The 24,193-nt window shown below is 64.4% G+C and carries 22 protein-coding genes and 1 pseudogene; 12 read left to right on the top strand and 11 right to left on the bottom strand.

Annotated elements, in window-relative coordinates; all coding sequences use genetic code 11:
* Positions 1-30 precede the first annotated feature (30 nt).
* Positions 31-915: a LysR family transcriptional regulator gene (locus ABIB95_RS41980; protein ID WP_354248614.1), complete on the bottom strand. Its 885-nt coding sequence runs from the start codon at positions 913-915 to the stop codon at positions 31-33.
* A 110-nt stretch (positions 916-1,025) separates the two neighbouring features.
* On the opposite strand from ABIB95_RS41980, the gene ABIB95_RS41975 reads away from it, so the two are divergent.
* The 4 genes from ABIB95_RS41975 to ABIB95_RS41960 all read left to right on the top strand — a co-directional run bounded on the left by ABIB95_RS41975 (position 1,026) and on the right by ABIB95_RS41960 (position 5,200).
* On the top strand, positions 1,026-2,393 hold the full coding sequence (locus ABIB95_RS41975; protein ID WP_354248557.1) for an FAD-dependent oxidoreductase: 1,368 nt from the start codon (positions 1,026-1,028) through the stop codon (positions 2,391-2,393).
* A 45-nt stretch (positions 2,394-2,438) separates the two neighbouring features.
* Entirely contained in the window at positions 2,439-3,443 is a 1,005-nt protein-coding gene (locus tag ABIB95_RS41970; protein WP_354248555.1) for an ABC transporter substrate-binding protein, read from the top strand.
* A 172-nt stretch (positions 3,444-3,615) separates the two neighbouring features.
* Positions 3,616-4,389: an ABC transporter ATP-binding protein gene (locus tag ABIB95_RS41965; RefSeq protein ID WP_354248612.1), complete on the top strand. Its 774-nt coding sequence runs from the start codon at positions 3,616-3,618 to the stop codon at positions 4,387-4,389.
* Positions 4,382-5,200 (top strand): ABC transporter permease, encoded by an 819-nt coding sequence (locus ABIB95_RS41960; RefSeq protein ID WP_085398808.1) that lies wholly within the window; start codon positions 4,382-4,384, stop codon positions 5,198-5,200. Before ABIB95_RS41965 ends, ABIB95_RS41960 begins: the two co-directional genes overlap by 8 nt.
* Before the next feature lie 116 nt (positions 5,201-5,316).
* On the opposite strand, the gene gtdA is transcribed toward ABIB95_RS41960, so the two are convergent.
* A complete protein-coding gene (gene gtdA / locus ABIB95_RS41955; protein WP_354248552.1) occupies positions 5,317-6,357 on the bottom strand; it encodes a gentisate 1,2-dioxygenase in 1,041 nt (346 codons plus the stop codon).
* A 209-nt stretch (positions 6,358-6,566) separates the two neighbouring features.
* On the opposite strand from gtdA, the gene maiA reads away from it, so the two are divergent.
* Both maiA and ABIB95_RS41945 read left to right on the top strand, forming a co-directional pair.
* Positions 6,567-7,199, top strand: coding sequence for a maleylacetoacetate isomerase (gene maiA, locus ABIB95_RS41950; protein ID WP_354248550.1), 633 nt, complete (start codon positions 6,567-6,569; stop codon positions 7,197-7,199).
* Entirely contained in the window at positions 7,189-7,701 is a 513-nt protein-coding gene (locus ABIB95_RS41945) for a MarR family winged helix-turn-helix transcriptional regulator (protein WP_247316390.1), read from the top strand. Before maiA ends, ABIB95_RS41945 begins: the two co-directional genes overlap by 11 nt.
* Before the next feature lie 163 nt (positions 7,702-7,864).
* Here the strand turns inward: ABIB95_RS41945 and ABIB95_RS41940 are convergent, their stop codons facing one another.
* The 5 genes from ABIB95_RS41940 to ABIB95_RS41920 all read right to left on the bottom strand — a co-directional run bounded on the left by ABIB95_RS41940 (position 7,865) and on the right by ABIB95_RS41920 (position 13,159).
* A complete protein-coding gene (locus ABIB95_RS41940; RefSeq protein ID WP_354248548.1) occupies positions 7,865-9,478 on the bottom strand; it encodes a benzoate-CoA ligase family protein in 1,614 nt (537 codons plus the stop codon).
* On the bottom strand, positions 9,475-10,614 hold the full coding sequence (locus ABIB95_RS41935; protein WP_354248545.1) for an FAD-dependent monooxygenase: 1,140 nt from the start codon (positions 10,612-10,614) through the stop codon (positions 9,475-9,477). Before ABIB95_RS41935 ends, ABIB95_RS41940 begins: the two co-directional genes overlap by 4 nt.
* A 188-nt stretch (positions 10,615-10,802) precedes the next feature.
* Positions 10,803-11,018 carry a hypothetical protein gene (locus tag ABIB95_RS41930; RefSeq protein WP_028148322.1) on the bottom strand — a complete coding sequence of 72 codons (216 nt, stop codon included), beginning with the start codon at positions 11,016-11,018 and terminating at the stop codon, positions 10,803-10,805.
* 126 nt (positions 11,019-11,144) lie between these two features.
* On the bottom strand, positions 11,145-11,921 hold the full coding sequence (locus tag ABIB95_RS41925; RefSeq protein ID WP_354248543.1) for a cysteine rich repeat-containing protein: 777 nt from the start codon (positions 11,919-11,921) through the stop codon (positions 11,145-11,147).
* A gap of 236 nt (positions 11,922-12,157) precedes the next feature.
* Complete coding sequence (locus ABIB95_RS41920; RefSeq protein WP_063980688.1) at positions 12,158-13,159, bottom strand: NADP-dependent oxidoreductase; 1,002 nt, start codon at positions 13,157-13,159, stop codon at positions 12,158-12,160.
* Positions 13,160-13,369: 210 nt separating this feature from the next.
* On the opposite strand from ABIB95_RS41920, the gene ABIB95_RS41915 reads away from it, so the two are divergent.
* Positions 13,370-14,665, top strand: coding sequence for a dicarboxylate/amino acid:cation symporter (locus ABIB95_RS41915; RefSeq protein WP_166074360.1), 1,296 nt, complete (start codon positions 13,370-13,372; stop codon positions 14,663-14,665).
* A gap of 12 nt (positions 14,666-14,677) precedes the next feature.
* Positions 14,678-15,598: an amino acid ABC transporter substrate-binding protein gene (locus ABIB95_RS41910; RefSeq protein ID WP_063980690.1), complete on the top strand. Its 921-nt coding sequence runs from the start codon at positions 14,678-14,680 to the stop codon at positions 15,596-15,598.
* 185 nt (positions 15,599-15,783) lie between these two features.
* Here ABIB95_RS41910 and ABIB95_RS41905 read toward each other — a convergent pair whose 3' ends face one another.
* Complete coding sequence (locus ABIB95_RS41905; protein ID WP_354248541.1) at positions 15,784-16,590, bottom strand: ATP-grasp domain-containing protein; 807 nt, start codon at positions 16,588-16,590, stop codon at positions 15,784-15,786.
* Between the two features lie 374 nt (positions 16,591-16,964).
* Between ABIB95_RS41905 and ABIB95_RS41900 the strand changes: the two genes are divergently transcribed.
* From ABIB95_RS41900 to ABIB95_RS41885, 4 genes are all read left to right on the top strand, one after another.
* Positions 16,965-17,738: a ferredoxin--NADP reductase gene (locus tag ABIB95_RS41900; protein ID WP_014490313.1), complete on the top strand. Its 774-nt coding sequence runs from the start codon at positions 16,965-16,967 to the stop codon at positions 17,736-17,738.
* 343 nt (positions 17,739-18,081) lie between these two features.
* Positions 18,082-18,993: a patatin-like phospholipase family protein gene (locus ABIB95_RS41895; protein ID WP_502917929.1), complete on the top strand. Its 912-nt coding sequence runs from the start codon at positions 18,082-18,084 to the stop codon at positions 18,991-18,993.
* Between the two features lie 202 nt (positions 18,994-19,195).
* The gene (locus ABIB95_RS41890; RefSeq protein ID WP_063986035.1) at positions 19,196-20,821 is read left to right on the top strand and encodes an FMN-binding glutamate synthase family protein; all 1,626 of its coding nucleotides are present in this window, start codon (positions 19,196-19,198) and stop codon (positions 20,819-20,821) included.
* A 101-nt stretch (positions 20,822-20,922) separates the two neighbouring features.
* Positions 20,923-21,162 carry a PilZ domain-containing protein gene (locus tag ABIB95_RS41885; RefSeq protein ID WP_028159962.1) on the top strand — a complete coding sequence of 80 codons (240 nt, stop codon included), beginning with the start codon at positions 20,923-20,925 and terminating at the stop codon, positions 21,160-21,162.
* Positions 21,163-21,235: 73 nt separating this feature from the next.
* Here ABIB95_RS41885 and ABIB95_RS41880 read toward each other — a convergent pair whose 3' ends face one another.
* From ABIB95_RS41880 to ABIB95_RS41870, 3 genes and pseudogenes are all read right to left on the bottom strand, one after another.
* Positions 21,236-22,531 carry a hemolysin family protein gene (locus tag ABIB95_RS41880; RefSeq protein WP_166074473.1) on the bottom strand — a complete coding sequence of 432 codons (1,296 nt, stop codon included), beginning with the start codon at positions 22,529-22,531 and terminating at the stop codon, positions 21,236-21,238.
* Positions 22,532-22,641: 110 nt separating this feature from the next.
* A complete protein-coding gene (locus ABIB95_RS41875; protein WP_063986036.1) occupies positions 22,642-23,955 on the bottom strand; it encodes an ABC transporter ATP-binding protein in 1,314 nt (437 codons plus the stop codon).
* A gap of 13 nt (positions 23,956-23,968) precedes the next feature.
* Positions 23,969-24,193 (bottom strand): annotated as a pseudogene (locus tag ABIB95_RS41870) (sulfonate ABC transporter permease); the annotation flags it as partial.

The raw sequence follows: 24,193 nt of genomic DNA, 5'->3' as shown, positions 1-24,193 counted from the left end.
GGCGACGCCATGGGGGCGCACGAGGCGGCCTTACAGCACCGGTAGCAGCGCGCTCTTCAATTTGCGCAAGAGAGCCTGCACCGCGGCGGCGTTGCGCCGCCGCTCGGGGATCGCGGCCTTGACCCACAGCTCGGGAATTGGAAAGTCGCGTAGCACCGGCTTGAGCGTACCGTCGCGCAGGGCATCCGCCACGAGATAATGGGAGATCAGCGCGATGCCGTTGCCGGCGATCGCGCTGCGCGCCAGTACATGGCCCTCGTTGGAGGAGAGCAGCGGGCTGACCTGGACGCTGATGCGCCCGCGCGGGCCGTCGAAGATCCACTCCGGTCCCGTCGGCAGGAAGCTGAGGCAGCGATGGTCGACGAGGTCGCGCGGGTGCTTTGGCGCGCCGTGCTTCTTCAAATAGGCCGGTGAGGCGCAGAGCAGCCGTTTCAGCGGACACAGCGGCTCGTCGACCACACCGCCGAAGGAATGAGGGAAGGCGCCGATGGCGATGTCAAAGCCTTCGGTGACGGGATCGACCGGGCGGTCGATCATCACGATCTCGAGTTTCAGTCGCGGGTTCTTCGTCTGGAAGGCACTGAAGGCGTCGGCAAGGCGCGCCACGGTGAGCGAGGTCGGCGCCTTGATGCGGAGGTGATCGACGAGATCGTGTCCCTTCTCGCCCATGCGCGAGAGCAGGTCGGTGGCATCGGCGACGACACTGCGGGCGCGATGCACATAGCGCTGGCCGGCCTCCGTCAGGCGCAATTGCCGGGTCGAGCGATGGAACAGCGGCGCGCCGATCCGCGCCTCCAGTTGCGTGACGCGCTTGGCGACGACCGAGGTCGAGACATTGAGCTTGCGCGCGGCGGCAGAGAATCCGGCCGTATCCGCCGTGGCGAGGAAGGCCTGAAGGTTTACCAGGATGTCTATGTCGACCTTTCTCGATTCGAGAAAGCTGATCGCGTATTTTGGTGGATTGTAGCTCGCCCTGCGTTAATTCATAGTCGGCTTCAAGCAAGAGATTTTGGGAGCGGACGCGCATGCGGGCCATGATGATCGAAGAACCGGCACGCCAGGTGCCGCTCTACGGCGAATACGAAGTCGTCGTTCTCGGCGGCGGCCCCGCCGGCATCGTGGCGGCGGCGTCAGCGGCGCGCGCGGGACGAAAGACGCTGCTGATCGAGCGCTACGGCTTCCTCGGCGGCATGGGCACGGCTGCCGGCGTCACCAATTTCTGCGGCCTGCATGGCAATGTCTACGGCCAGGCCCATCGGCTGGTGCAGGGCATGGCGTCCGAGCTGCTGGCGCGGATCGATCATTTGAACGGCCTCAACGCGCCGCATCTGATCCTCGGCAAGGTTTTCGCCCAGGCCTATGACACCGCGGCCTACAAGATCGCGGCCGACGAGCTGCTCGCAAGCCACAAGGTGCACATCCTCTTCCATGCGCTCGGTGCCGGCGTCGTGATGAGCGATAACAGCCGCATCGATGCGCTGATGGTCGAGACCAAGGCCGGACGGCAGGCCGTCCGCGCCGAGATCTTCATCGATTGCTCCGGCGACGGCGACCTCGCGGTCTGGGCCGGGGCGCTCTTCGAGCTCGGCGACGAGCACGGCCATCCGATGTACCCATCGATGATGCTCCGCCTCAACGGCATCGATCCCGAGAAGGCTGGCGATGCCTGGCGGACCATCCCGCAATTGATGGAGAAGGCGATCGCCGCCGGCACCCACACATTCCCGCGCAAGAGCGCGATCGTGCGACCGCAGAAATCAGGCATCGAATGGCGGGTGAATTTCACCCAAGTGGCGCGCGAGGACGGCCATGCCATCAATGGCATCGAGCCCGACGACCTCACCCGCGGCGAGATCGAGGGCCGCAAGCAGGCGCTGGCCGCATTCGAGTTCCTGCGCAGCACCGTGCCGGGCTTCGAAAAGTCCTACATCGTCGATTTGCCGCCGCAGCTCGGCATCCGCGAGACCCGTCGCATCAAGGGCGGCTACCAGCTCAGCGGCGAGGACGTGCTCGGCTGTGCCTCGTTCGCGGATTCGATCGGCGTCAATGGCTGGCCGATCGAGGCCCATGTTCCCGGCGACGTGGTCTTCACGTTCCCGCCAATCCCGGAATCGCGCGGCTACAACGAGCTGCCTTACCGGATGCTGGTGCCCGAAGGCGTCGACAATCTCCTCGTCGCCGGCCGCTGCGCCTCGATGACCCATGAGGGCCAGTCGGCGGCGCGGGTTTCCGGTGCCTGTTTCGTGATGGGGGAGGCCGCCGGTTCCGCCGCGGCGCTCGCGCTCGCAGGAAACCGCATCCCGCGCGACATCCCCATTGAAAAGTTGCAGGAAACGTTGAAACAACAGGGCGCCTTCATCGGGCGGGACCAGCCCGTGCCCGAAGGTTTGTGACGGTTGTAACATTACGACCGAGAGAACGACGACGGAGGACACGGGATGATCGGGATTGCGCGGCTCGCACTGGCTGGCCTGATGGCGATCACAGCGATGGGCACGGCCCGGGCCGAAGACGCACTGAAGGCCAGGATCGGCGTGCTCCGCCTGTCGTCGTCCGCGCCCGTCTTCATTGCGCAGGACAAGGGCTATTTCCGCGAGGCCGGTCTTGATGTCGAGCTGAAGTTCTTCGATGCGGCGCAGCCGATCGCGGTCGCGACGACCTCGGGCGACATCGATTTTGGCGTCACCGCCTTCACCGCCGGTCTCTACAATCTCGCCGGCAAGGGCACGCTGAAAGTGATCGGCGGTATGAGCCGCGAGAAGGCCGGTTATCCCCTGATCGGCTATTTCGCCAGCAACAACGCCTATGCCGCCGGGCTGAAGACGCCGAAGGACCTCGCGGGCAAGCGCGTAGCCGTGACGCAGGTTGGCTCGTCCTTTCACTATTCGCTGGGGCTGCTCGCCGACAAATACGGTTTCAAGCTCGCCGACGTGAAGATCGTGCCGCTGCAATCGCTGTCGAACGCGGCCGCCGCCTTGAAGGGCGAAACCGTGGATGCGGCGCTGCTGCCGATCTCCACCGCGCGAAAGCTGATGGACGAGGGCGGCGCGAAGTTTTTGGGTTGGGTCGGCGACGAGACGCCGTGGCAGCTGGGCGCAGTGTTCGCTTCGCCGAAGACGGTGACCAACAAGGTGCTGGTGACGAAATTTCTCGGCGTACTCGCGAAAGCCGATCGCGAATATCACGACGTCATCCTCGCCGCCATGAAGGACGGCGTAGCGCCCATCAACGACAAGACCAAGCCGCTGCTGGAGATCATCGCCAAATACACCAATTTGCCGGTCGAGCAGGTGGTCGGCAATTGCGCCTATATCGATCCCGACGGCAAGCTGGACGTCAAGAACGTCGACAACCAGATCAAATGGCTCCAGGAGCAGGGCTTTGCCGACAAGGGCTTTGATGTGAACACGATCATCGCCAAGGATTTTGTGAAGGCGGATTGATGCTGCGAGCCCCTCTCTCACCCCGTCATCCTGAGGTGCTCGCGCAGCGAGCCTCGAAGGATGCACGGCCCGGATGCAGCGGGGCCGCTCATCCTTCGAGGCTCCCATCGCGATGCATTTGCATCGCAATGCTCGCGCCTCAGGATGACGGATGGAGAGTGAAAGGTATCTCATGGACCTGATCGCCAACCACATCAGCCACCGTTTCGGCGACCTCGCCGTGCTCGATGACGTTTCCTTCACCGTCGGTGCCGGCGAAGTGGTGGCGATCGTCGGGCCCTCGGGATGTGGCAAAAGCACGCTGCTGTCGATCCTTGGCGGGCTGTTGCAGCCGACGTCGGGCGCGCCCGAGCTGCGCGGATCGCCGCCGGCGGACAGTCTCAATCCGCTGACCTTCGTGTTCCAGGATTTCGCGCTGCTGCCCTGGGCGACGGTGGAGGAGAATGTCGAATTCCCGTTGCTGCATACCCAGCTCTCGGCCGTGCAGCGCCGCGCGCTGGTCGACGATGCCTTGCGTCGCACCGGCCTGACCGATTTTCGCACAACCTATCCGAAGCAGCTTTCCGGCGGCATGCGCCAGCGCGTCGGCATTTCGCGCGCGCTCGCGGTCAAGCCCGCCATCCTGCTGATGGACGAGCCGCTGTCGGCGCTGGATTCGCAGACCCGCGAATTGCTGATGGAAGATTTCGTCCGCCTGCTCGCCGATGGCGGCATGGGCGCGGTCTATGTCACCCACAATCTCGAAGAGGCGGCGCGGCTCGCCGACCGCATCGTGGTGCTGTCGCGGCGGCCGGGCCGCATTCGCGAGGTCGTGACCGTACCGATGACGCGCACCGAGCGCGGCGAGATCGCTGCGCGTGAAAGGCTGCTGGCGCTTCAGAACCAGATCTGGTCGCTGATCCGCAACGAGGCGATCGACGCCGAGCGCGAGGTCCAGCATGCTTGATCGCGCGGGGACGTCTGCGAAGGACGACACGACGCGGCGCGTCCGCTTTCGCGGCGCCGGCTTCGTGCCCGCCAGCAGCCGCTTCGGCGGCTGGATCGCGCTCGCCCTCGTCATCGCGATCTGGCAGGCGGCCGGCAGCGCCGGGCTGGTCAATCCGCTGTTCCTGCCGGCGCCGGCTGCGATCGCGCGGGCGATCTACGAGCTCGCGATGTCAGGCGCGCTCTGGCAGCATCTGTCGGCCTCGATCCTGCGCATCGGCGTCGGCTGGGTGCTGGGAACGGCGGCCGGCGTCGCGGTCGGCTTCGCCATCGGCCTGTCGCGGCTTGCGCGCAGCGTCGGTATCACCTTCATCTCGGCGCTGTTCCCGATCCCGAAGATCGCACTGCTGCCATTGCTCATTCTCTGGCTCGGCATCGGCGAAGAGCCGAAGATCGCGACCATTGCGCTCGGCGTGTTCTTCTCGACCGCAATCTCGGTCTATAGCGGCGTCGATGCGGTGCCGCGCAACCTCATTCGCATGGCGCAGAGTTTCAACGTTCCCTTCGCCACCATCGTGCGCAAGGTGATCTGGCCCGGCGCGCTGCCCGCCATCCTCGCCGGCTTCCGCATCACCGCGTCCGTCGCGCTGCTGCTCGTCGTCAGCGCCGAGATGATCGGCGCCCAGTACGGCATCGGCGCCTTTGTGCTTCAGGCCGGCAATCTGATGCAGACGGACCAGCTGCTCGCGGGCGTGGTGATCCTGTCGGTGTTCGGGCTTGTGGTGGGGAAGGTGATCGGCTGGCTGGAGATCAAATTATTGCACTGGCGGTGAGGCATACTCCTCGTCATTGCGAGGAGCGAAGCGACGAAGCAATCCAGACTGTCTCCGCAGAAAGATTCTGGATTGCTTCGCTTCGCTCGCAATGACGATGTGGCTGGCAGCGTCGCCTACGCGTTCCCGCGATCTTCCCGGAACAGATCCAGCTTCTGCTGCACCGGGCGATCTGAGAAACTGAACAGCACGGCGTCGTCTTCGGCTTCGTGCGTCACCCACTGCCAGCTCGGCACCACGAACAGATCGCGCGGGCCCCATTCGAAAACGGCATCGCCAATACGGCTGCGTCCCTTGCCCTCGATCGGACAGAACACGGTCGCATCGGTCGCGCGATAGCGTGCCGTCTTGAAACCCTTCGGCAGCAACTGGATGAAGGTGCCGATCGTCGGCATTGCGAAATCGCCGGTCTCGGGGTTGCTGAATTTCAGCTTCAATCCGTGACAGGCGTCCCACTCCTGGCTCGCGCGTGCCTTCTCCAGCGCCTCGCGGGTGTAGGCATAGGGATAGCTGAAGATCGGTGAGGTCTTGGACGATCGCTTCGCGTCGACCGGCAGCAGATTGTGGCCGTAGCGCGCAAAGCTGTCGCCGGCAGGCCTTGTGATCCTCTGCTGGTCTTCCTTGGAGCCTTCCGCAAAAGAGCAGTCGAAGAACTGCACCAGCGGGATGTCGAGGCCGTCGAGCCAGAACATCGGCTCAGCGGTCTCGTTGGAATGGTCGTGCCAGGTCATCGACGGCGTGATGATGAAATCACCGGGCTCCATCGCGGTGCGCTCGCCGTCGACCGCGGTGTGGGCGCCCTTGCCTTCGAGCACGAAGCGTAGCGCCGACTGGCTGTGCCGGTGGGCGGGCGCGACGTCGCCGGGCACCACCATCTGCACGCCGGCATAGAGCGAGGTCGTGATTTTCGACTGGCCGCGCAGGCCGGGGTTCTCCAGCACCAGCACGCGCCGCTCGGCTTCCTTGGCCGTGATCAGTCGGCCCGCTTCCGTCATGTAGTCGCGGATGACGTCGAATTTCCACAGATGCGGGCGGCAGGCGCTCCTCGGCTCCGGCGTGATCAGATCGCTCATCACCGTCCACAGCGCGGTGAGGTTTTCGCCGTCGATCTTCTTGTAGAACGCCTCGCGTTCCGGCGTCTTGGTCACGGCTTCCATAGTGCGGCTCCCGTTCGTTTTGTTGATTGACAGTATACTGACGATCTAGGTAGCGTCAACGTGACGAACGGCCTACAAAGCCGCTGTCATTCCGGGGCGCGCCGAAAGGCGCGAGCCCGGAATCCATACTCCCGATCGTGGTTATGGATTCCGGGCTCGACGCTAACGCGTCGCCCCGGAATGACGAACAAAATACAGGGAGGGTTCCGATGAAGCTGCACGGCTATTTCCGCTCCAGCGCCGCCTATCGGGTGCGGATCGCGCTGAACCTCAAGGGTCTCGGCGCCCAGCACCTGCCGCATCATCTTCGCAAGGGCGAGCAATGTGCGCCCGCCTATCTCGCCATCAATCCGCAAGGGCTGGTGCCGACGCTGGAGAACGATGCGGGAGCGGTGCTGACCCAATCGGTCGCCATCATCGAATGGCTCGACGAGACGCATCCCAATCCGCCGCTGCTGCCGAAGGATCCGCTGCCACGCGCCAAGGTGAGGGCGTTCGCGCTGGCGATCGCCTGCGACACCCACCCGGTGCAGAATTTGAAGGTGCTGGCGCGGCTGCGCGAGCTCGGCCTGGCCGAGGAGAAGGTCCAGGACTGGGCGGCGTGGGTCAACCGCGAGGGGCTGTCGGCCTGCGAGACGCTGATCAGGGACGAGGCGGGGCCGTTCTGCTTCGGCGATGGGCCGACGCTCGCCGATCTCTGCCTGGTGCCGCAACTCGCCAATGCCCGCCGCTTCGGCGTCGATGTGTCGGCCTATCCGCGGCTGCTGAAGGCGGAGGCTGCGGCAAAGGCGCTGCCGGCCTTCGCAAGCGCCGCCCCGGAGAAGCAGCCCGATGCCGAGTAAGCCCGCCCCTCCGATCACGATCGACGCGGTCTATGCCGCGCCGGGCTATCTGTTCCGGCGCATGCAGCAGATCGCAGTCTCGATCTTCATGGAGGAGTGCAAGGCGTTCGATCTCACCCCGGTGCAATACGCCGCACTGATCGCGATCCACACCCATCCCGGCATCGACGCAACGCGGCTGTCGGCGGTGATCGCCTTCGACCGCTCAACCCTTGGAAGCGTGATCGAGCGGCTGCAGGCCAAGGATTTTATCGAGCGCAAGCCGGCACCCGAAGACAAGCGGATCAAGCTGCTCTATCTGACGAAATCAGGCGCCGCGATCCTGCGCGAGATCATCCCCGCCGTCGAGCGCGCCCAGGCGCGCATGCTGGAGCCGCTGAAACCCGCCGACCGCAAGGCGCTGATGGGGCTTTTGGTGCAGCTCGTCGACCTCAACAACGAGGCCTCGCGCGTGCCGCTGCGCGCGGAGGACGCGCTGGAGCATCTGGGGAAGGCTGGGTGAGGGGGACGGTCGGCGGATGCGGTGACGTTGTCGCCTTTATCTCCGCTGTCATTCCCCGCGAAAGCGGGGAATCCAGTACGCCGCGGCTTCTCGGTTCAATCACAACCGCCTCGGAATACTGGATCGCCCGCTTTCGCGGGCGATGACAGCGAGTTTGGGATTGCTACATCCGCAACAACGCCTGCCGGTCAATCTTCCCCGTCCCCGTCTTCGGCAGCTCGTCGATGAAGATCACCTCGCGTGGATATTTGTAGGGAAGCAGCTTGCCCTTGACGTAATCCTGCAGCCGCCGCGTCGCCTCATTCTGATCGGTCGCGCGGTTGTTCATCACCACCACCGCCTTCAGCGTCATGCGGCGGTCCGGCAGCTCGGCGGCGAACACCGCGCATTCGCGGATCTCGGGGTGGTCGGCGAGGCACAGCTCGACTTCGAGCGGATAGACCCACTGGCCTGAAATCTTGATGAGGTCGTCGGCACGGCCGCGGAAGAAGTGGAAGCCGTCGGCATCGCGCACGAAACGGTCGCCGGTGTAGATCCAGCCGCCCTCGCGGATGGTCTCGGCGGATTTGTCCGGTCGGTTCCAGTACAGCGGTGTGTTGGAATCGCCGCGCACCCACAAGATGCCTTCCTCGTCGTCGGCGACGTCGCGGCCGTCCTTGTCGCGCAGCGCGACCTCGTAGCCCGGCACGCGCAGGCCGGCGGCGCCGAGCTTCTTCTGCGCGGGGCGGTTGGAGAGATAGATGTGCAGCACCTCGGTCGAGCCGAGCCCTTCGACGATTTCGAGGCCGGTGAGCGTCTTCCAGCCGTTGAAGACGTCCGCAGACAGGACCTCGGCCGCCGAAAGCGACATGCGCAGCGACGAGAAGCTGGTCTTGTCTGCCCCCTCCGCCTTGGTCAGGGAGGTGTACAGCGTCGGCAGGCCGAAGAAGACCGTCGGCTTGTATTGCTCGATCGCGGCAAAGATCGATGCAGGCTTCGGCTGGCCCGGCAGCAGCAGCGTCGCGGCACCCGCGGAGAACGGGAAGGTGACGGAGTTGCCGAAACCGTAGGCGAAGAAGATCTTCGGCACCGAGAAGCAGATGTCGCCGGGCGTCAGCTTCAGCACGTTCTGCGCAAAGGCGGCATCGCTGTAGGCCATGTCGTGCTGGAGATGCACGATGCCCTTGGGCCGGCCGGTCGAGCCGGAGGAGTACATCCAGAACGCCATCTCGTCGCGATGGGTGTCCGCTTCCGCGAGCTCGGCCGGGAACTGCGCGAGCCAGCCTGGTGCCGCGATCGCCGCAGGCGCGGCGTGGCCGCGCGCTTCGCCGTTGACGACGATCAGCGTGCGCAGGCAGGTCGCCGCGCAGGCCTCCGCATCGAAGCGCGTCGCGAATTCGGCATCCGCCACCGCGACCGCGGCGCCGGAATCGGCGAGATAGAATTGCAGCAGGTCCGGCGGCGTCAGCGTGTTGATCAGGAGCGGCACGAAGCCGGCGCGCACCGCGCCGAAGAATGCGGCCGGATAGGCCGGGGTATCGTCGAGGAACAGCAGCACGCGGTCGCTGCGCTTCAGGCCAAGCGACGCGAAACCGTTGCCCCAGCGGCAAGCTTCCGCGCAAAGCTCGGAATAGCTGCGGGTCCCCGCGGGTCCGATCAGCGCAGGCTTGTCGCCGCGGCCCTTGGCGAGCTGGTCGAACAGCACGCGGCTGGCATTGTAGGTTTGCGGAATGGCAAAGCCGATTTCACGGGCGCCCGGGCCGTCAGCGGGCACCTGGTCGCGGATCTCGCTGCTCATGCGGCATCTCCGCCGTTCTTCTCGGCCTCGTAGCGCGTCATGAAGGCGGGCGACATCGCGCGCAGCCGGGGGTCGTCGACACGGCCGGAGCGGGTGATGTAGCTGTAGGCGAAGTCCATCAGGCCGAGCTGCATGTGCTGGGCGAAGTGCTCGTACCAGAAGGCCGAGGTGCGCGCGGCATTGACGAGCTTCTGCACCACCGGTTTTCGCGCGGCCTGATAACGGTGCAGCGCGGTCGACAGATGCGCATCCGACTCCAGCGCCTTGACCAGCGCAATGGCGTCCTCGATCGCGAGCCGCGTCCCCGAGCCGATGGAGAAATGCGCCGAGTGCAGGGCGTCGCCGAGCAGCACCATGTTCTTGAACGACCAGTGCTCGTTCCAGACCCAGGGAAAGTTGCGCCAGACCGACTTGTTGGAGACCAGGCAGTGGCCGCCCAGCGTGTCGGCAAAGACCTCCTCGCAGACGCCCTTGCACTGCTCGGCATCCTTGTAGGCGAAGCCATAGGCCTGCCATGTCGCGTGGTCGCATTCGACCAGGAAGGTGCTCATGGTCGGGGAGTAGCGATAGTGATGGGCATTGAAGGCGCCGCGGTCCGTCTTCACGAAGGTCTGCGACAGCGTGTCGAAGCGTTTCGAGGTCCCGTACCAGACGAACTTGTTGGAGGAGTAGGACAGCGACGTGCCGAAATCGCCCTCATAGGCGCGCCGCACCAGCGAATTCAGCCCGTCGGCCGCGACGATCAGGTCGTGGCCGTTGAGCTGGTCGATGGCGTGGATCTGCGTGTCGAAGCGCGGCGTGACGCCGGCGTCGAGCGCGCGCTGCTGGAGGAACTGCAGGAGCTCCAGCCTGCCGATCGAGGAGAAGCCGACGCCGTCGATGGCGACGCTGTCGCCGTGAAGGTTCAGCGTGATGTTCTCCCAGCTCTCCATATGCGGCGCGATCGCATCGACCGTTTCGGGGTCGTCGGCGCGCAGGAATTCCAGGGCCTGATCGGAGAACACGACGCCAAAGCCCCAGGTCGCGTCGGCCGGGTTCTGTTCGAACAGGTCGACTTGATCCTCGGGGTGACGCTTTTTCCAGAGATAGGCGAAGTAGAGCCCACCGGGCCCCCCGCCAATCACGGCGATCCGCAACGTCTGCCTCCCTAATTGACAGTATACTTACTATCTAGGGGTACACTAATGTGCTCCGGCCGTCCGCGCCAGCGGAATTATCGAAGGCGGGGCGCGTCGAAGCTTACTCCCGGACACGCGCCAGGCGCGTGTCCGGGGCAGTGACGTTGCGAACCATAGCCAAACCGTGCGGGCTTGGCCATCCGGGGTCAGACGCAGCGCTTCACGTAGACGCCATTCACCAGCACCCTGGTACAGCGGACCGCGGGAACCGGCTTGCGCACCACGACGGCCGCATTCGGCCCGGCACAGCCGGCGCGGTAGACGCCGCGGGCGCACACCACCGCGTTGGCATCAGTAGACTCAAAGGTCATGCTTGCGCCGAAGGCGAGGAGCGCGGCAGCAATAAGCAGAAATGAACGCATGTCTTTCTCCGGTCTTGTCGTGATCGAAATCGGTTACTTGCAAAGGGTTTGTCGCGGCAGGCGCGCGAAAATTCATTCGCGCGCGGCCGGTCGGTGGCGCGCGCTTGGCGCGCAATCCCGCGCCGCTTATCGCGCCGCGAATGGCGCCAGCACTTCCTTGCAGGCGGGCGACAGTGACGCGGCATTGCTGGAGATGCATTGCACGATGCGGCCCCCGCCCGGCGCGACGCCGGCGCAGAGCGTGCGGATGTCGGCACCGCAGGCCGAGCGCACGATGAACAGCTCCTCGCGCGGCCGCAGCGGGCGCAGAACGATCACGGCCGGCGCCGCCGCTGGAGCTGCGCCCGCAGGCGCTGCCGTTGCAGCGCCGCCGCCGCCACCGGTTGCGGCGCTCACCGCCTTCTCACAGGCCGGCGAAACCTTGGCCTTGTTCTTCTCGAGACATTCGAGGGCGGGGGCGCCACCCGGCGGCACGCTGGCGCACACCTTGGGATAATCGGCGCGGCACGCGCTCTTGACCGCGGCAATCTGCGTGCTGCTCGGCTGCTTTGACGCCGCCGCTTTCGGAGCGGCTGCGGCGGCGGGGGCCGCTTCGGTCTTTGCCGGTTCGGACTTGGCGGGTGCAGCTTCAGTCTTCGGCGCCGCAGCGGGCTCGACCGCGCGAACCGCGGTCTGGCATCCCGATGACAGGCTGGACATGTTCTTCTGGAGACATTGATACGCCTCCACGCCGCCGGGCGTGACACTCGCGCAGTGCGCCATGAAGTCCGAGCGGCATGCGGAGCGGATGGCGCTCTTCTGAGCGTCGGTCGGCGCTTGCGCGAATGCGCCTGTTGCAGTTGCGAAGAGCGTTGCCGCCAGCAGCGCGCGACGCGTTGATGCATGTTTCAACGTGTTGAACATTTGGGTAAATTCCCTGCCCTGTCGGTCACGCCGACAATTTTTAAATGTAATGCAAGCAATCATTGCGGGTGATGCCGCGTGCAGCATCATTGGCTGCCTCGGCCTCTACCGCAAGTAGATTATACGGGCGCAATTGCGACGTAACTAGAGCATGATCCGGAAAAGTGCGCCGCGGCTTTCCCTCGCGACAAACGCGGAACGCGTTGGCGCGGAGATCATGCTCAAACAATACGGCGTCAGAGCTTGACCATGCGCTTGCCGCGGTTCTCTCCCGCCAGCAATCCGATCAGCGCCTTCGGCGTATTCTCCAATCCGTCGATGATGTCCTCCTGCACCTTCAGCTTGCCGGATGCGACCCAGCCCTGGAGGTCGGCGAGCGCGCGCTGGCTCTCCTTCATGTAGTCCATCACGATGAAGCCCTGCATGACGAGCCGCTTCACCACGATCAGGCCGGGCACGCCGCGCGGGCCGTGCGCGGCAGGTGCGCCGTCATATTGCGAGATCGCGCCGCAGCAGGCGATGCGGCCGTAATTGTTCATCTGCGGCAGGCAGGCTTCCAGAATGTCGCCGCCGACATTGTCGAAATAGACGTCGATGCCTTTTGGCGCCGCCGCGCGCAGGGCCTTGAACACCGCGCCGTCCTTGTAGTCGACGGCGGCATCGAAGCCGAGCTCGGAGGTCAGCCAGTTGCACTTGTCTGCGCCGCCGGCGATGCCGACCACGCGACATCCCCTGATCTTGGCGATCTGCCCGACGATCGAGCCGACGGAGCCGGCCGCCGCGGACACCACGACGGTCTCGCCCTCTTTGGGCTTGCCGATCTCCAGCAGGCCGAAATAGGCGGTGAGGCCGGCGATGCCGAACACGCTGAGCAGATGCGTCATCGGTTCGAGCTTCGGCATTTTCGTGAGATGCTTTGCCGGCACCGCGGCAAACTCCTGCCAGCCGGTGTCGCCGAACACGATGTCGCCGGCAGCCAGCCCCGGCGCCTTCGAGCTGACGACCTCAGCGATGCCGCCGCCGGCCATCACGCTGTTGGCCTCGACCGCGGAGCGATAGGTCGCGCCATGCATCCAGGCGCGGTTGGCGGCGTCGAGCGAGATGTAACGCACCTGCAGCAAGGCCTCGCCGTCCTTCGGCTCCGGCATCGCACCCTCGACCATCTTGAAGTGCTCGGCACCGAGCTTGCCGCTGGGCTTTTCGACCAGAAGAATCTGGCGATTGATGCTGCTGCTCATGGCGTTTCCTCTTCGTTTGCTTGACGATTATGGATGCAGCCGCCGCAAAGAAAACGTGCAAGCCGCATTCGTTGTGCGCTGCATGAAGGCTAGATCGCGCCGACCCGTTTCGCAACGGGAACATCAGGCCATCGCGCGAGCACGCCAAGCGTGTTGCGTCGTCGTCATATCTGCGACATCATGAAGCGCCGGTGTAGGTGGGGGTAAGCGATGTCGAACAAGTTTACGCAATACATTCTGGCCGCGATGGTGCTGGGCATCGTCATGGGGGCGGCGATCTTCAACTTCCTGCCCGACACCAGAGCCGAATGGGCTTCCTCCATCAACCTGATCGCCATGATGTTCCTGCGCTTGATCAAGATGATCATCGCGCCGCTGGTGTTTGCGACGCTGGTCGGTGGCATCGCGCATATGGGCAGCGGCTCGCGGCTCGGGCGCATCTTCGCCAAGACCATGGGCTGGTTCGTCAGCGCGTCCTTCGTGTCGCTGCTGCTCGGCCTCGTCATGGTCAATCTGCTCCAGCCCGGCGCGAACTTCCCCGGCACGCTGCCGCAGGCGGGCCAATCGACCGGCTTGCCGGTCTCGGCCTTCTCGATCGAAAAATTCCTGACCCATCTGATCCCGACCTCGATCGCCGACGCCATGGCGCAGAACGAGATCCTGCAGATCGTGATCTTCGCCGTGTTCTTCTCGGTGGCGATGGGCTCGATGCCCGAACGGTCGAAGCCGATCCTGGCAATGATCGACGACGTCGCTCACATCATGCTCAAGGTGACGAGCTATGTGATGCTGTTCGCCCCGCTCGCGGTATGGGCCGCCATCACGGCCACTGTCGCCAAGAACGGCCTCGGCGTGCTGTGGAAGCTCATCGTCTTCATGGGTGGCTTCTATCTCGCGCTTGGGATCCTGTGGGTCATCCTGATGATCGTTGGCTTTATGGTGATCGGGCCGCGATACAGCCATCTGTTGAAGCTGATCCGCGAACCCCTGATGATCGCGTTCTCCACCGCGAGCTCGGAAGCGGCCTATCCGAAGACGCTGGAGGGGCTGACCAAGTTCGGCGCGTCGTCGCGGATCTCGAGCTTCGTGCTGCCGCTCGGTTACTCCTTCAATCTCGACGGCACGATGATGTACTGCACCTTCGCGAGCATATTCATCGCGCAGACCTACCACATCGAGATGTCGCTCGCGACGCAGCTGGCGATGCTCGCGACGTTGATGATCACCTCCAAGGGCGTTGCCGGCGTGCCGCGCGCATCCCTCGTGGTGATCGCCTCGACGCTGTCGCAGTTCGGCATCCCCGAGGCAGGCCTGCTGATGATCATGGGCATTGACACGTTCCTCGACATGGGACGCAGTGCCACCAATGTCATCGGCAATTCGCTCGCGACTGCCGTGGTCGCGAAGTGGGAAGGTGAGCTCGGGCCCGAGCACGAGCTCGGACCCGGCGAAGCGACGACGCCGGACATGGTTCCGGGCGAATTGCCCGCGATGGCCGGCCATTGACGGGAGTGCGTCATGCGCCTTTCAACGGCGATATCGGGTGGCCTGTTGCTGGCGGCGTGCCTGCTGGCAACCGGCGCCTCCGCCCAGACCGGCGGCAGCGAAGGGCTTAGCCCGACGCTGTCGGCCATCAAGAACAGGCATACCGTGCGGCTCGGCTATCGCGAAAGCTCGCCGCCGTTCTCCTTCCTCGACCAGTCGGGCCGTCCGATCGGCTACAGCCTCGAACTCTGCGAGGCCATCGTCGAGGAGATCGGCGTCGAGGTCGACGATCCCGATCTGAAGATCGACTACGTCAAGGTCACCTCGGACGACCGCATCGACGCCGTGCTCCAGAACAAGATCGACCTGGAATGCGGCTCGACCACGGCCAATGCCGAGCGCGGAAAGCGCGTCGCGTTCTCGCCTTTGATGTTCGTCGCCGGCACCAAGCTGATGGTGCCGAAGGCATCAAAGGTCCAGTCGTTGACCGATCTGAAGGGCAAGACCGTGGTGGTGACGAAGGGCACCACCAACGAGCAGGCGATCCAGGCGGCCGACAAAAAGTCCTCGCTCGGCCTCAACATCGTCACCTCGCCGGATCACGAGCAGTCATACCAGATGCTCGTCGACGGCAAGGCCGATGCGTTCGCGACCGACGACATCCTGCTCTCCGGCCTGATCGCGCGCCACAAGGCGCAGGACAAGTTCCGCGTCACCGGCGATTACCTGTCCTATGACCCTTACGGCATCATGTTCAGGAAGGGCGAGCCTCAGCTGACGGCGGTGGTCGACCGCACCTTCCGCAAGCTCGGCTCCAATCGCGATCTCGTTCCGCTCTACAACAAATGGTTCACCGCGCGGCTGCCCACCGGCGAACGCCTGAACGTGCCGATCTCCCTGCAGCTGGAGGAAGCCTTCAAGGCGATGGACGACTCCGCCAGCGCGAATAATTAGCGGCATTCTTACCCTCCCCTGGAGGGGGAGGGTCGATCGCGCGTAGCGCGAGCGGGGTGGGGTGATCTCTCCATGCGGGCAGCGCTTCAATGGAGAGACTGTCACCCCACCCCGCTGCGCATTCCGCTTCGCTCCAAGCACAGCGACCCTCCCCCTCCAGGGGAGGGTGGGGATCTTCGCCGCGGCTATTGCGCTTCGTTTCCAAACACCCGATCCAGCGCCGCGTCATACGTCGCCTGCACCAGCTCCGGATGCAGCTTCGCCAGCGCTTCCATCATCACGCCGGAATTGATTTCCAGCACCCGCCACTCGCCATCGACACGGACCACGTCAATCGATGCGAAGGCGATGCCGATGGCGCTCGCGGCATCGGTCGCGAGCTTCACGCAGGCCGTACGAACCTTGTCGTCCTCCAGCAGCACCGGCTTTGCGCCGGCATCGAGATTGTGTCGCCAATCCGATCCACGCCGCTTGCTGTAGACGACGAGTGGCACATCATCGAGCAGGATCACGCGCACCTCTTGCTCGATCGCGACATAGGGCGAGATCACGAGTCCGGCGCTCATCGAAAAGACCTCGGCAGCCGCGTGGTCGAGTTCCGCCTCTGTCGTCACCTTGAACACCGAGCGCCCCGATGTCCCCTCGTTCGGCTTCACCACCACGCCTTGCGGTTGGTCGTGAAGCAGCTCGAGCATGGCGTCTCGCCAATTGGGGCCAACAACGTTCTTGCCCAGCTTTGGGTTGAGGAAGAGGCGATGCGGAATGCATGGCACGCCCTCAAGCGCCAGCACCTCGGCAGTGGCCGATTTGTCGTTGGCGAGGCGGTGCGCGATGGCGCTGTTGAGACCGATGTCGTAGCCGAACGCGAAGTGGCGCTTCGCGCGGCTGCGCATCGCGAGCAGCCAGCCGCCGGCGCGGACATCGAGCGCGATGCCATGGGTTGCGCAATAGCGCCTGATCGCCTGGACGAAGATCCGCTCGCCGCTTGCCATGTGTTCAGTCGTTCCTGTCGCCAAAAGCCGCAAAAATGCGGGAAACGGCGCCAAACCGGGGTGAAAGTCAGAGCTATTCTTAATGAAATTCTCGCGAGCGCGACGGAAATTAAGTGCTGCAATCAGGCCCTGAAGGGAAAAGAAATTGCCCGCCGCGCATCCCCGGCAGCAGATTCATTAATGATGTGGCCATTTCCGCCGCAAATGCCGGTTTGAGCGGCATCAATTGCACCCGGAACGAGGTTGATTATTGGCCTCAATGGCGTAGATCACACACGCGAAATCCTCCGCCATGGCAATGGTGTCCGCCCCGCTTTCAGGGGCCGGGCAATGCTTTTGCCCTAAAACCGCAATTATTCGGAATATCGAAAATCATGAGCGCGTTTTACCGAGAGAAGGTTCTTTCCGTCCAGCACTGGACCGACACGCTGTTCAGCTTCCGCGCCACGCGCGACACCGGCTTCCGCTTCCAGAACGGCCAGTTCGCCATGATCGGGCTCGAGGTCGACGGCCGTCCGCTGCTGCGCGCCTACAGCATGGCGAGCGCCAACCACGAGGAAGAGCTCGAGTTCTTCTCGATCAAGGTTCAGGACGGTCCGCTGACCTCGCGCCTCCAGAAGATCAAGGAAGGCGACACCATCCTGGTCGGCCGCAAGGCGACCGGCACGCTGATCACCGACAACCTCATTCCCGGCAAGCGGCTGATGCTGCTCTCGACCGGCACCGGTCTCGCGCCCTTCGCCAGCCTGATCAAGGACCCCGAGGTCTACGACCAGTTCGACAGCATCGTGCTGGTGCATGGCTGCCGCCAGGTCTCCGAGCTTGCTTATGGCGAGAAGCTGGTTGCTTCCTTGCGTGAGGACGAGCTGTTCGGGGAGCTGCTGGCGGACAAGCTGATCTACTATCCGACCGTGACCCGCGAGCCGTTCAAGAACCGCGGCCGCATCACCGACCTCATCAACTCCGAGCAGATCTTCAACGATATCGGACAGGGCCCGCTCGACATCGAAACCGACCGCATCATGATGTGCGGCAGCCCGGCGATGCTGGAAGAGCTGAAGGTGATGTTCGAAGGTCGCGATTTCATCGAGGGAAGCGGCAACAAGCCCGGCCATTTCGTGATCGAGAAGGCGTTCGTCGAGCGGTAAGCGCCGTTCGGCTTTTGATTGGCGCTCCGTAGCCAAAACATCGGTGTCGTCCCGGGGCGCGCGACTTGTCCGCCGTAGCTCGAAGAGCGAAGGCGGAAGCGCGAGCCCGGGACCCATAACCACAGGAAGTGGTTTGGCGACGGCTAGTGGTTATCAGCTCGCTCTATAACCTCTCCCTGTGGTTATGGGTCCCCGCGTTCGCGGGGACGACGGCGGAGAGTTTGGCTGGCATCTCGCCTCACACTCGCTAGGCCATCCACGTCCCTCACCATCCTCCCCCGACTTTGTTATTGGCGCGTCTCGCGCGCCCCTTGTTATAAGCTCGCGCCAAAATCTCGCCGCGATGTTGCAATGCGAGAGCTGGGGAGCTGCGCAAATCTTGTCCGTGATCGACCATGGTCCGCCGAAACCGACTGCCTTCGTGCTGGCGGGCGGCGGCAGTTTTGGAGCGATCCAGGTCGGCATGATGCATTCACTGGCGCGGCACGGGGTCGTCGCCGATCTCGTGGTCGGCTCCAGCGTCGGCGCGATCAACGGCGCTTATTATGCCGGCGACCCCTCGCTCAAGGGCGTGCTCGGGCTTGAAGCCGTCTGGCGCGGCCTGAAGCGTCATGATGTCTTCCCGGTCACCTGGAAGAGCCTCGCCGGATTCATGTGGCGGCGCGATTTCCTGATTCCCCATGACGGCATCCGCAAGCTGGTCGAGGACCACATCCCCTATCGCAACCTCGAGGATGCCGCGCTTCCGGTGCACATCGTCACCACCGATTTCGTCTCCGGAGAGAGCGTGGTGTTGTCGGAGGGGGCGACGGTGGACGCGATCCTGGCGTCCACTGCGATCCCCGGCGCGTTCTCGCCGGTCTACTACCGCAATCGGTTCCTCGCCGACGGTGCGATCTCCTCGAACACCCCGGTCCGGGTTGCGATCAGGAAAGGCGCAAAACGGCTGGTCGTGCTGCCGACCGGGCACGCCTGCGCGGTGAAGGATCCGCCGGTGGGCGCGGTTGCCAATGCCCTGCATGCGCTGACGCTGCTGATCGCCCGGCAATTGGTGGCGGAGCTCGAGGGGGTGGCGTCCGACATCGAATATGTCGTGGTGCCGCCGCTCTGTCCGCTGGTGGGATCGCCCTACGATTTTTCGCGGACCGACGACCATATCGAGCGTGCGGTCGCGAGCACCGATGCCTGGCTGGCGCGAGGCGGCCTCGAGCAGCACGGCGTCATTCCGCACGAGGCGCAGCCTCATGGTCACTGATTTGTCATTTCATTTGAATCTATTGCACTGCGAAGCCCGTCGCGGGATGGATTGATTTGCGGCATCCGGATTCGGTAGCCTCAAGGCGGGGTCCGCGTCATAACCATGGACGTGGCGCGGGCGTATCATGCCCTGTCAGACTGACGAGAGGGATGTGGTCGTGGCCAACGATAACAAGACGCAAGCTTCACCCGAAGGGCTGATGGAAACCCTGCTGCTGCCGTTCTCGCCGCGTTTCATCGTGCTGACCATCTGCGCGGTCGTCACCGCGCTGCTGATCGGCATCGGCCTCGCCGATGGCAAGATCTTCGACATCCTGCTGATCCCGATCGCGATCTTCGGCGCTCTCACGCTGCTCGGCGTCCGCGATCTCATGCAGAAGAGTCACGCGGTGCTGCGCAACTATCCGATCTCGGCGCATATCCGTTTTCTACTGGAAGAAATCCGCCCGGAGATGCGGCAGTATTTCTTCGAGAGCGAGAAGGACGGCATGCCGTTCTCGCGCGATACCCGCTCGCTGGTCTATCAGCGCGCCAAGATGGAGCTCGACAAGCGCCCGTTCGGCACCCAGGAGGACGTCTATCGCGAGGGCTACGAGTGGATGCATCACTCGGTCTCGCCGAAGACGCACGCCGAGGAGAAGTTTCGCGTCACCATCGGCGGCCCCGATTGCGCAAAGCCATATTCGGCATCGGTGTTCAACATCTCCGCGATGAGCTTCGGCGCGCTCAGCCCGAACGCCGTGCGCGCGCTCAATGCCGGCGCCAGGAAGGGCGGCTTCGCGCATGACACCGGCGAGGGCGGCTTCAGCCCCTACCATCGCGAGATGGGCGGCGACATCATCTGGGAGATTGGCTCCGGCTATTTCGGTTGCCGTCATCTCGACGGCACGTTCGATCCGGAGGCGTTCGCGCGCGTCGCGAGCCAGGACCAGATCAAGATGGTCGAGCTCAAGATCAGCCAGGGCGCCAAGCCCGGCCATGGCGGCGTGCTGCCGGCTGCGAAGGTGTCGGAGGAGATCTCAAAAATCCGCGGCGTCACGATGGGCGAGGACTGCATCTCGCCGGCCTCGCACCGCGCCTTCTCGACGCCTGTTGGCATGATGCAGTTCATCGCCGAGATGCGGCGCTTGTCCGGCGGCAAGCCGGCCGGCTTCAAGCTGTGCATCGGTCATCCCTGGGAATTCCTGGCGATCTGCAAGGCGATGCTGGAGACCGGCATCTATCCTGATTTCATCGTCGTTGACGGCAATGAAGGCGGCACCGGCGCGGCGCCGCTGGAGTTCATGGATCACCTCGGCATGCCGATGCGCGAGGGCGTCAATTTCGTCCACAACGCGCTGGTCGGCATCAACGCGCGCGACCGCATCAGGATCGGCGCGTCCGGCAAGATCGCGACCGCCTTCGACATGGCGCGGGCGATGGCGATTGGCGCCGACTATTGCAATTCGGCGCGCGGCTTCATGTTCTCGCTCGGCTGCATCCAGTCGCTGAGCTGCCACACCGACCGCTGCCCGACCGGGGTTGCGACCCAGGACCCGACGCGTGCGCGTGCGCTCTACGTGCCGCTCAAGATCGACCGCGTGCATAATTATCACCACGCCACGCTGCACTCGCTCACCGAGCTGATCGCAGCGGCCGGTCTCGAACATCCGCAGCAGCTGCGCCCGATCCACTTTAGCCAGCGGACATCGACCACCCAGGTGCGATCCTTTGCGCAGCTCTATCCGTCGCTGCGTCCGGGCGAGCTGCTCGAAGGCACCGAAGATCCGCGCTTCCGTGAAGCCTGGCAGATGGCGCGGGCGGAGACGTTCCAGCCGGCGCCGTAGGGGCCACCGCATGATCCGCCGCATCCCGCGGCGGTAAAAATTCATCGGGGATTGTGGTTGTGTTTTAACGTCTGTGTCAGCTTGGGGTGTAAATTGGCCCCATGGACGAGCGACGCGACAAAGCCAGGCACCGCGTGCTGAAAGCCGGAACCATCGAGTTCGGCGGCGGCGCGATCGACTGCACCGTCCGCAATTTCTCCGATACGGGTGCCGCGCTCGATGTCACCAGTCCGGTCGGTATCCCCGAGCGGTTCACCCTGGTCATCCAGGCCGACGGAACGCATCTCGCCTGCACGGTCGTCTGGCGCAAGGAGAAGCGGATCGGGGTGCGGTTCGGGTGAGCGGTCTGCGTTGGATCGGCGCGCGCTTAGGGCGCGCTTGTCCGGGACGACGGGTGGAGGGTTGAGTGCGCAATCACCCCGTCTCGACCTCACTCAACCGGCCCGCCAGAATCTTGTCGATCCTCCGACCGTCGAGATCGACTACCTCGATATGCCAGCCGGCGAAGTCGAAGGCATCGCCGACATTGGGCAGCACGTTGAACTGTTGCAGCACCAGGCCCGCCACCGTGTTGTAGCGGTGCGGCGGCAGCTCGACGCCGAGCAACTCGCCGAACTCGTCGACCGGCATCCAGCCGGAGACCAGCAGCGAGCCGTCATCGCGCCTGACATAGGCCGGCTCCGGCGGTCCCTCCTCGGAATGGAAGGCGCCGACGATCGATTCCAGAATGTCAGCCGTCGTCACGATGCCCTCGAAGGCGCCGTATTCGTCGTAGACCAGGCCGACATGAACCGGAGCGGCTTTCAGGATCGCCAGCACGTCGCGGGCGTCGGCTGATGCCGGAATGCCGGGCGCCTCGCGCACCAGCGCTCGCAGATCCGGCGTGCGCTCGTTCATGTAGGCGACCAGCAGGTCCTTGGCCTGGAGCACGCCGATCGGCTTGTCGCGATCGCCGTCCGAGACGGGAAAGCGCGAATGCGGGCTCTTCGCGATGATCGCTTGAATGGCCTCCGGCGCATCGTTCAGATCGATCTCGTTGACCTCCGTGCGCGGCGTCATGATCGCGCCGACCGGCCGGTCGCCGAGCCGCATGACGCCCGCGATCATCTCCTTTTCGCCCGACTCCAGCACGCCCGCGTTCTCGGCTTCGCTGACGAGGTGATGGATCTCGTCCTCCGAGACCTTCTCCTCGGCCTTGCCGCCGCGGCCGAGCAGCGTGAGGATCAGCTTGCCGGAGAGATCGAGCAGGAAGACGAGCGGCAGCGAGATCCGCGCCAGAACGTGCATCGCGGGCGCGACCTTGACCGCAATGCTCTCGGGGTCGCGCAGCGCCACCTGCTTCGGCACCAGCTCGCCGACGATCAGGGTGGCGTAGGTGATGAGCGTGACGACGATGCCGACGCCGACGATGTCGGCGATCCCTGAGGACAGGCCGAGCTCGACCAGCCATTGCGTCAGCCGCTGTCCGAGCGTCGCGCCGGAGAACGCGCCGGAGAGCACGCCGACCAGCGTGATGCCGATCTGCACCGTCGAGAGGAACTTTCCGGGGTCGGCCGCCAGCGTCAGCGCCCGCTCGGCGCCGCGCACCCCCTTGGCCGCGAGCAGCGACAGCCGGGCCGGGCGGGACGAGACCACGGCCAGCTCGGACATGGACAACAGGCCGTTAATGACGATCAGGACGACGACGATGATGATTTCGACGGACAACATTGTGCGCAAAGAGAAGGGATACTTGACCCGGCGAACGCCGGACCAAGCCCCTTATATATGAACTCGATGCACAATTTGTCCGGTTCCCGACCAAATTGCCGCAGGCGGGATCAAGCGCTCTCGCCCGGGTTTTCGAGGCTGAACGTCTCCGACTGCTCGTCATATGCGAACAGCTCGCCATAACGTCCCCAGGACACCACGGTCCTGAGCGTCTCGTCCGCATAGTCCTCGGACATGTAGTCCTCGAGCTCGTTGCGGAACCGTGCCGCGGGGGCGGTATGGGAGGGACGTTCGTCGAGCACGCGGCGAATCAATCCCATCACCGGCACGTAAGTGACGAGATGTTCGGCGAACAGCTTCTTGCGTGCGTCGGTTTCGAGATGGGCAAAACGCTTGCCCGTGTCGGTGAGCATCAGGTCGCCTTCGCTCAGCTGGGCGAAGCGCAGCAGTTGCAGGGACTCACCGAGGTGGAGGATCTCGTCGGCCTCGAGCTGGAGCTGGCTTGCGAGCACGGGCAGGTCGGCGTGTCCGTGATAGGGCGGCCCCGCCAGCGTCTCGATCAGGCCCGACAGCACGTTGGACGATACGTGGTGCAGGGTCATGCCGACACCGGAGCCCAGGATGCCTTCGACGGGGGGCGCCTTCGGTTCGGCGCGTTGGGTCATGCGCGCGTAGATGTTGTCGACGAGCTGCCGGAAATGGGGGTCGAGCCGGTTGCGCGGATGCGGCATGTCGACCTTGATCTCGGCGGCGACACGCCCTGGATTGGATGAGAACACCAGGATGCGATCGCACATCAGGACCGCCTCCTCGATATTGTGCGTCACCATCAGGATCGATTTGATCGGCAATCGGCCCTCGATCCAGAGGTCGATCAGGTCCGTGCGCAGCGTCTCGGCCGTGAGGACGTCGAGTGCCGAGAACGGCTCGTCCATCAGCAGGAGGTCCGGATGCACCACCAGCGCGCGGGCGAAGCCGACGCGCTGGCGCATGCCTCCCGACAGTTCCTTCGGGAAGGCGGACTCAAACCCGTCAAGGCCGATCAGGTCGATCGCAGCAAGAGCGCGCTTGTGGCGCTCGGTGGCATCGACGCCCAGCGCTTCGAGCCCGAGCTCGACGTTCTGGAGCACGGTCAACCAGGGAAACAAAGCGAATGACTGGAACACCATGGCGACGCCGTTCGGTGGCCCGACGATGATCTCGCCGCGACAGGTCGCCTGTCCCGCAGACGGGCTGACCAGGCCGGCGATGATCCGCAGCAAGGTGGACTTGCCGGAGCCGGATCGGCCGAGCAGGCCGACGATCTCGCCCGAGCGAATCGTCAGGTCGACCTTATCCAGCACCAGGAGCTGTTCGCCGCTGCCTTTCGGGAAGGATCGGCAGACACCGCGGATGTCGATGAGCGCAGAGGGTTGATCGAGCATGATGGTCTCCTCGTCAGCCGAGCCGCAGGCGACGCTCGCCGAAGGCATAGAGCGGCCGCCAGACCAGACGATTGAACAACGTCACCAGAATGCACATCGTGGCAATTCCGAGCACGACGCGCGGGAAGTCGCCGGCTTCCGTCGCGGAAGCAATATAGGCGCCGAGCCCGGTGGCCTTCAGATGCGTGTCGCCCCAGCTTGCGACCTCCGCGACGATCGACGCATTCCAGGAGCCGCC

Origin of the sequence: Bradyrhizobium sp. LA2.1 (assembly GCF_040547725.1) — a bacterium.
Classification (GTDB): domain Bacteria; phylum Pseudomonadota; class Alphaproteobacteria; order Rhizobiales; family Xanthobacteraceae; genus Bradyrhizobium; species Bradyrhizobium barranii.
This window is presented reverse-complemented; position numbering and strand designations above follow the sequence as displayed.

What these genes read in the sequence shown, in the direction of transcription:
- ABIB95_RS41975 (WP_354248557.1), top strand. Translation starts at nt 1,026, where the DNA reads ATGCGGGCCATGATGATCGAAGAACCGGCACGCCAGGTGCCGCTCTAC.
- ABIB95_RS41970 (WP_354248555.1), top strand. Translation starts at nt 2,439, where the DNA reads ATGATCGGGATTGCGCGGCTCGCACTGGCTGGCCTGATGGCGATCACA.
- ABIB95_RS41965 (WP_354248612.1), top strand. Translation starts at nt 3,616, where the DNA reads ATGGACCTGATCGCCAACCACATCAGCCACCGTTTCGGCGACCTCGCC.
- ABIB95_RS41960 (WP_085398808.1), top strand. Translation starts at nt 4,382, where the DNA reads ATGCTTGATCGCGCGGGGACGTCTGCGAAGGACGACACGACGCGGCGC.
- gtdA (WP_354248552.1), bottom strand. Translation starts at nt 6,357, where the DNA reads ATGGAAGCCGTGACCAAGACGCCGGAACGCGAGGCGTTCTACAAGAAG.
- maiA (WP_354248550.1), top strand. Translation starts at nt 6,567, where the DNA reads ATGAAGCTGCACGGCTATTTCCGCTCCAGCGCCGCCTATCGGGTGCGG.
- ABIB95_RS41945 (WP_247316390.1), top strand. Translation starts at nt 7,189, where the DNA reads ATGCCGAGTAAGCCCGCCCCTCCGATCACGATCGACGCGGTCTATGCC.
- ABIB95_RS41940 (WP_354248548.1), bottom strand. Translation starts at nt 9,478, where the DNA reads ATGAGCAGCGAGATCCGCGACCAGGTGCCCGCTGACGGCCCGGGCGCC.
- ABIB95_RS41930 (WP_028148322.1), bottom strand. Translation starts at nt 11,018, where the DNA reads ATGCGTTCATTTCTGCTTATTGCTGCCGCGCTCCTCGCCTTCGGCGCA.
- ABIB95_RS41925 (WP_354248543.1), bottom strand. Translation starts at nt 11,921, where the DNA reads ATGTTCAACACGTTGAAACATGCATCAACGCGTCGCGCGCTGCTGGCG.
- ABIB95_RS41920 (WP_063980688.1), bottom strand. Translation starts at nt 13,159, where the DNA reads ATGAGCAGCAGCATCAATCGCCAGATTCTTCTGGTCGAAAAGCCCAGC.
- ABIB95_RS41915 (WP_166074360.1), top strand. Translation starts at nt 13,370, where the DNA reads ATGTCGAACAAGTTTACGCAATACATTCTGGCCGCGATGGTGCTGGGC.
- ABIB95_RS41910 (WP_063980690.1), top strand. Translation starts at nt 14,678, where the DNA reads ATGCGCCTTTCAACGGCGATATCGGGTGGCCTGTTGCTGGCGGCGTGC.
- ABIB95_RS41905 (WP_354248541.1), bottom strand. Translation starts at nt 16,590, where the DNA reads ATGGCAAGCGGCGAGCGGATCTTCGTCCAGGCGATCAGGCGCTATTGC.
- ABIB95_RS41900 (WP_014490313.1), top strand. Translation starts at nt 16,965, where the DNA reads ATGAGCGCGTTTTACCGAGAGAAGGTTCTTTCCGTCCAGCACTGGACC.
- ABIB95_RS41895 (WP_502917929.1), top strand. Translation starts at nt 18,082, where the DNA reads ATGTTGCAATGCGAGAGCTGGGGAGCTGCGCAAATCTTGTCCGTGATC.
- ABIB95_RS41890 (WP_063986035.1), top strand. Translation starts at nt 19,196, where the DNA reads ATGGAAACCCTGCTGCTGCCGTTCTCGCCGCGTTTCATCGTGCTGACC.
- ABIB95_RS41885 (WP_028159962.1), top strand. Translation starts at nt 20,923, where the DNA reads ATGGACGAGCGACGCGACAAAGCCAGGCACCGCGTGCTGAAAGCCGGA.
- ABIB95_RS41880 (WP_166074473.1), bottom strand. Translation starts at nt 22,531, where the DNA reads ATGTTGTCCGTCGAAATCATCATCGTCGTCGTCCTGATCGTCATTAAC.
- ABIB95_RS41875 (WP_063986036.1), bottom strand. Translation starts at nt 23,955, where the DNA reads ATGCTCGATCAACCCTCTGCGCTCATCGACATCCGCGGTGTCTGCCGA.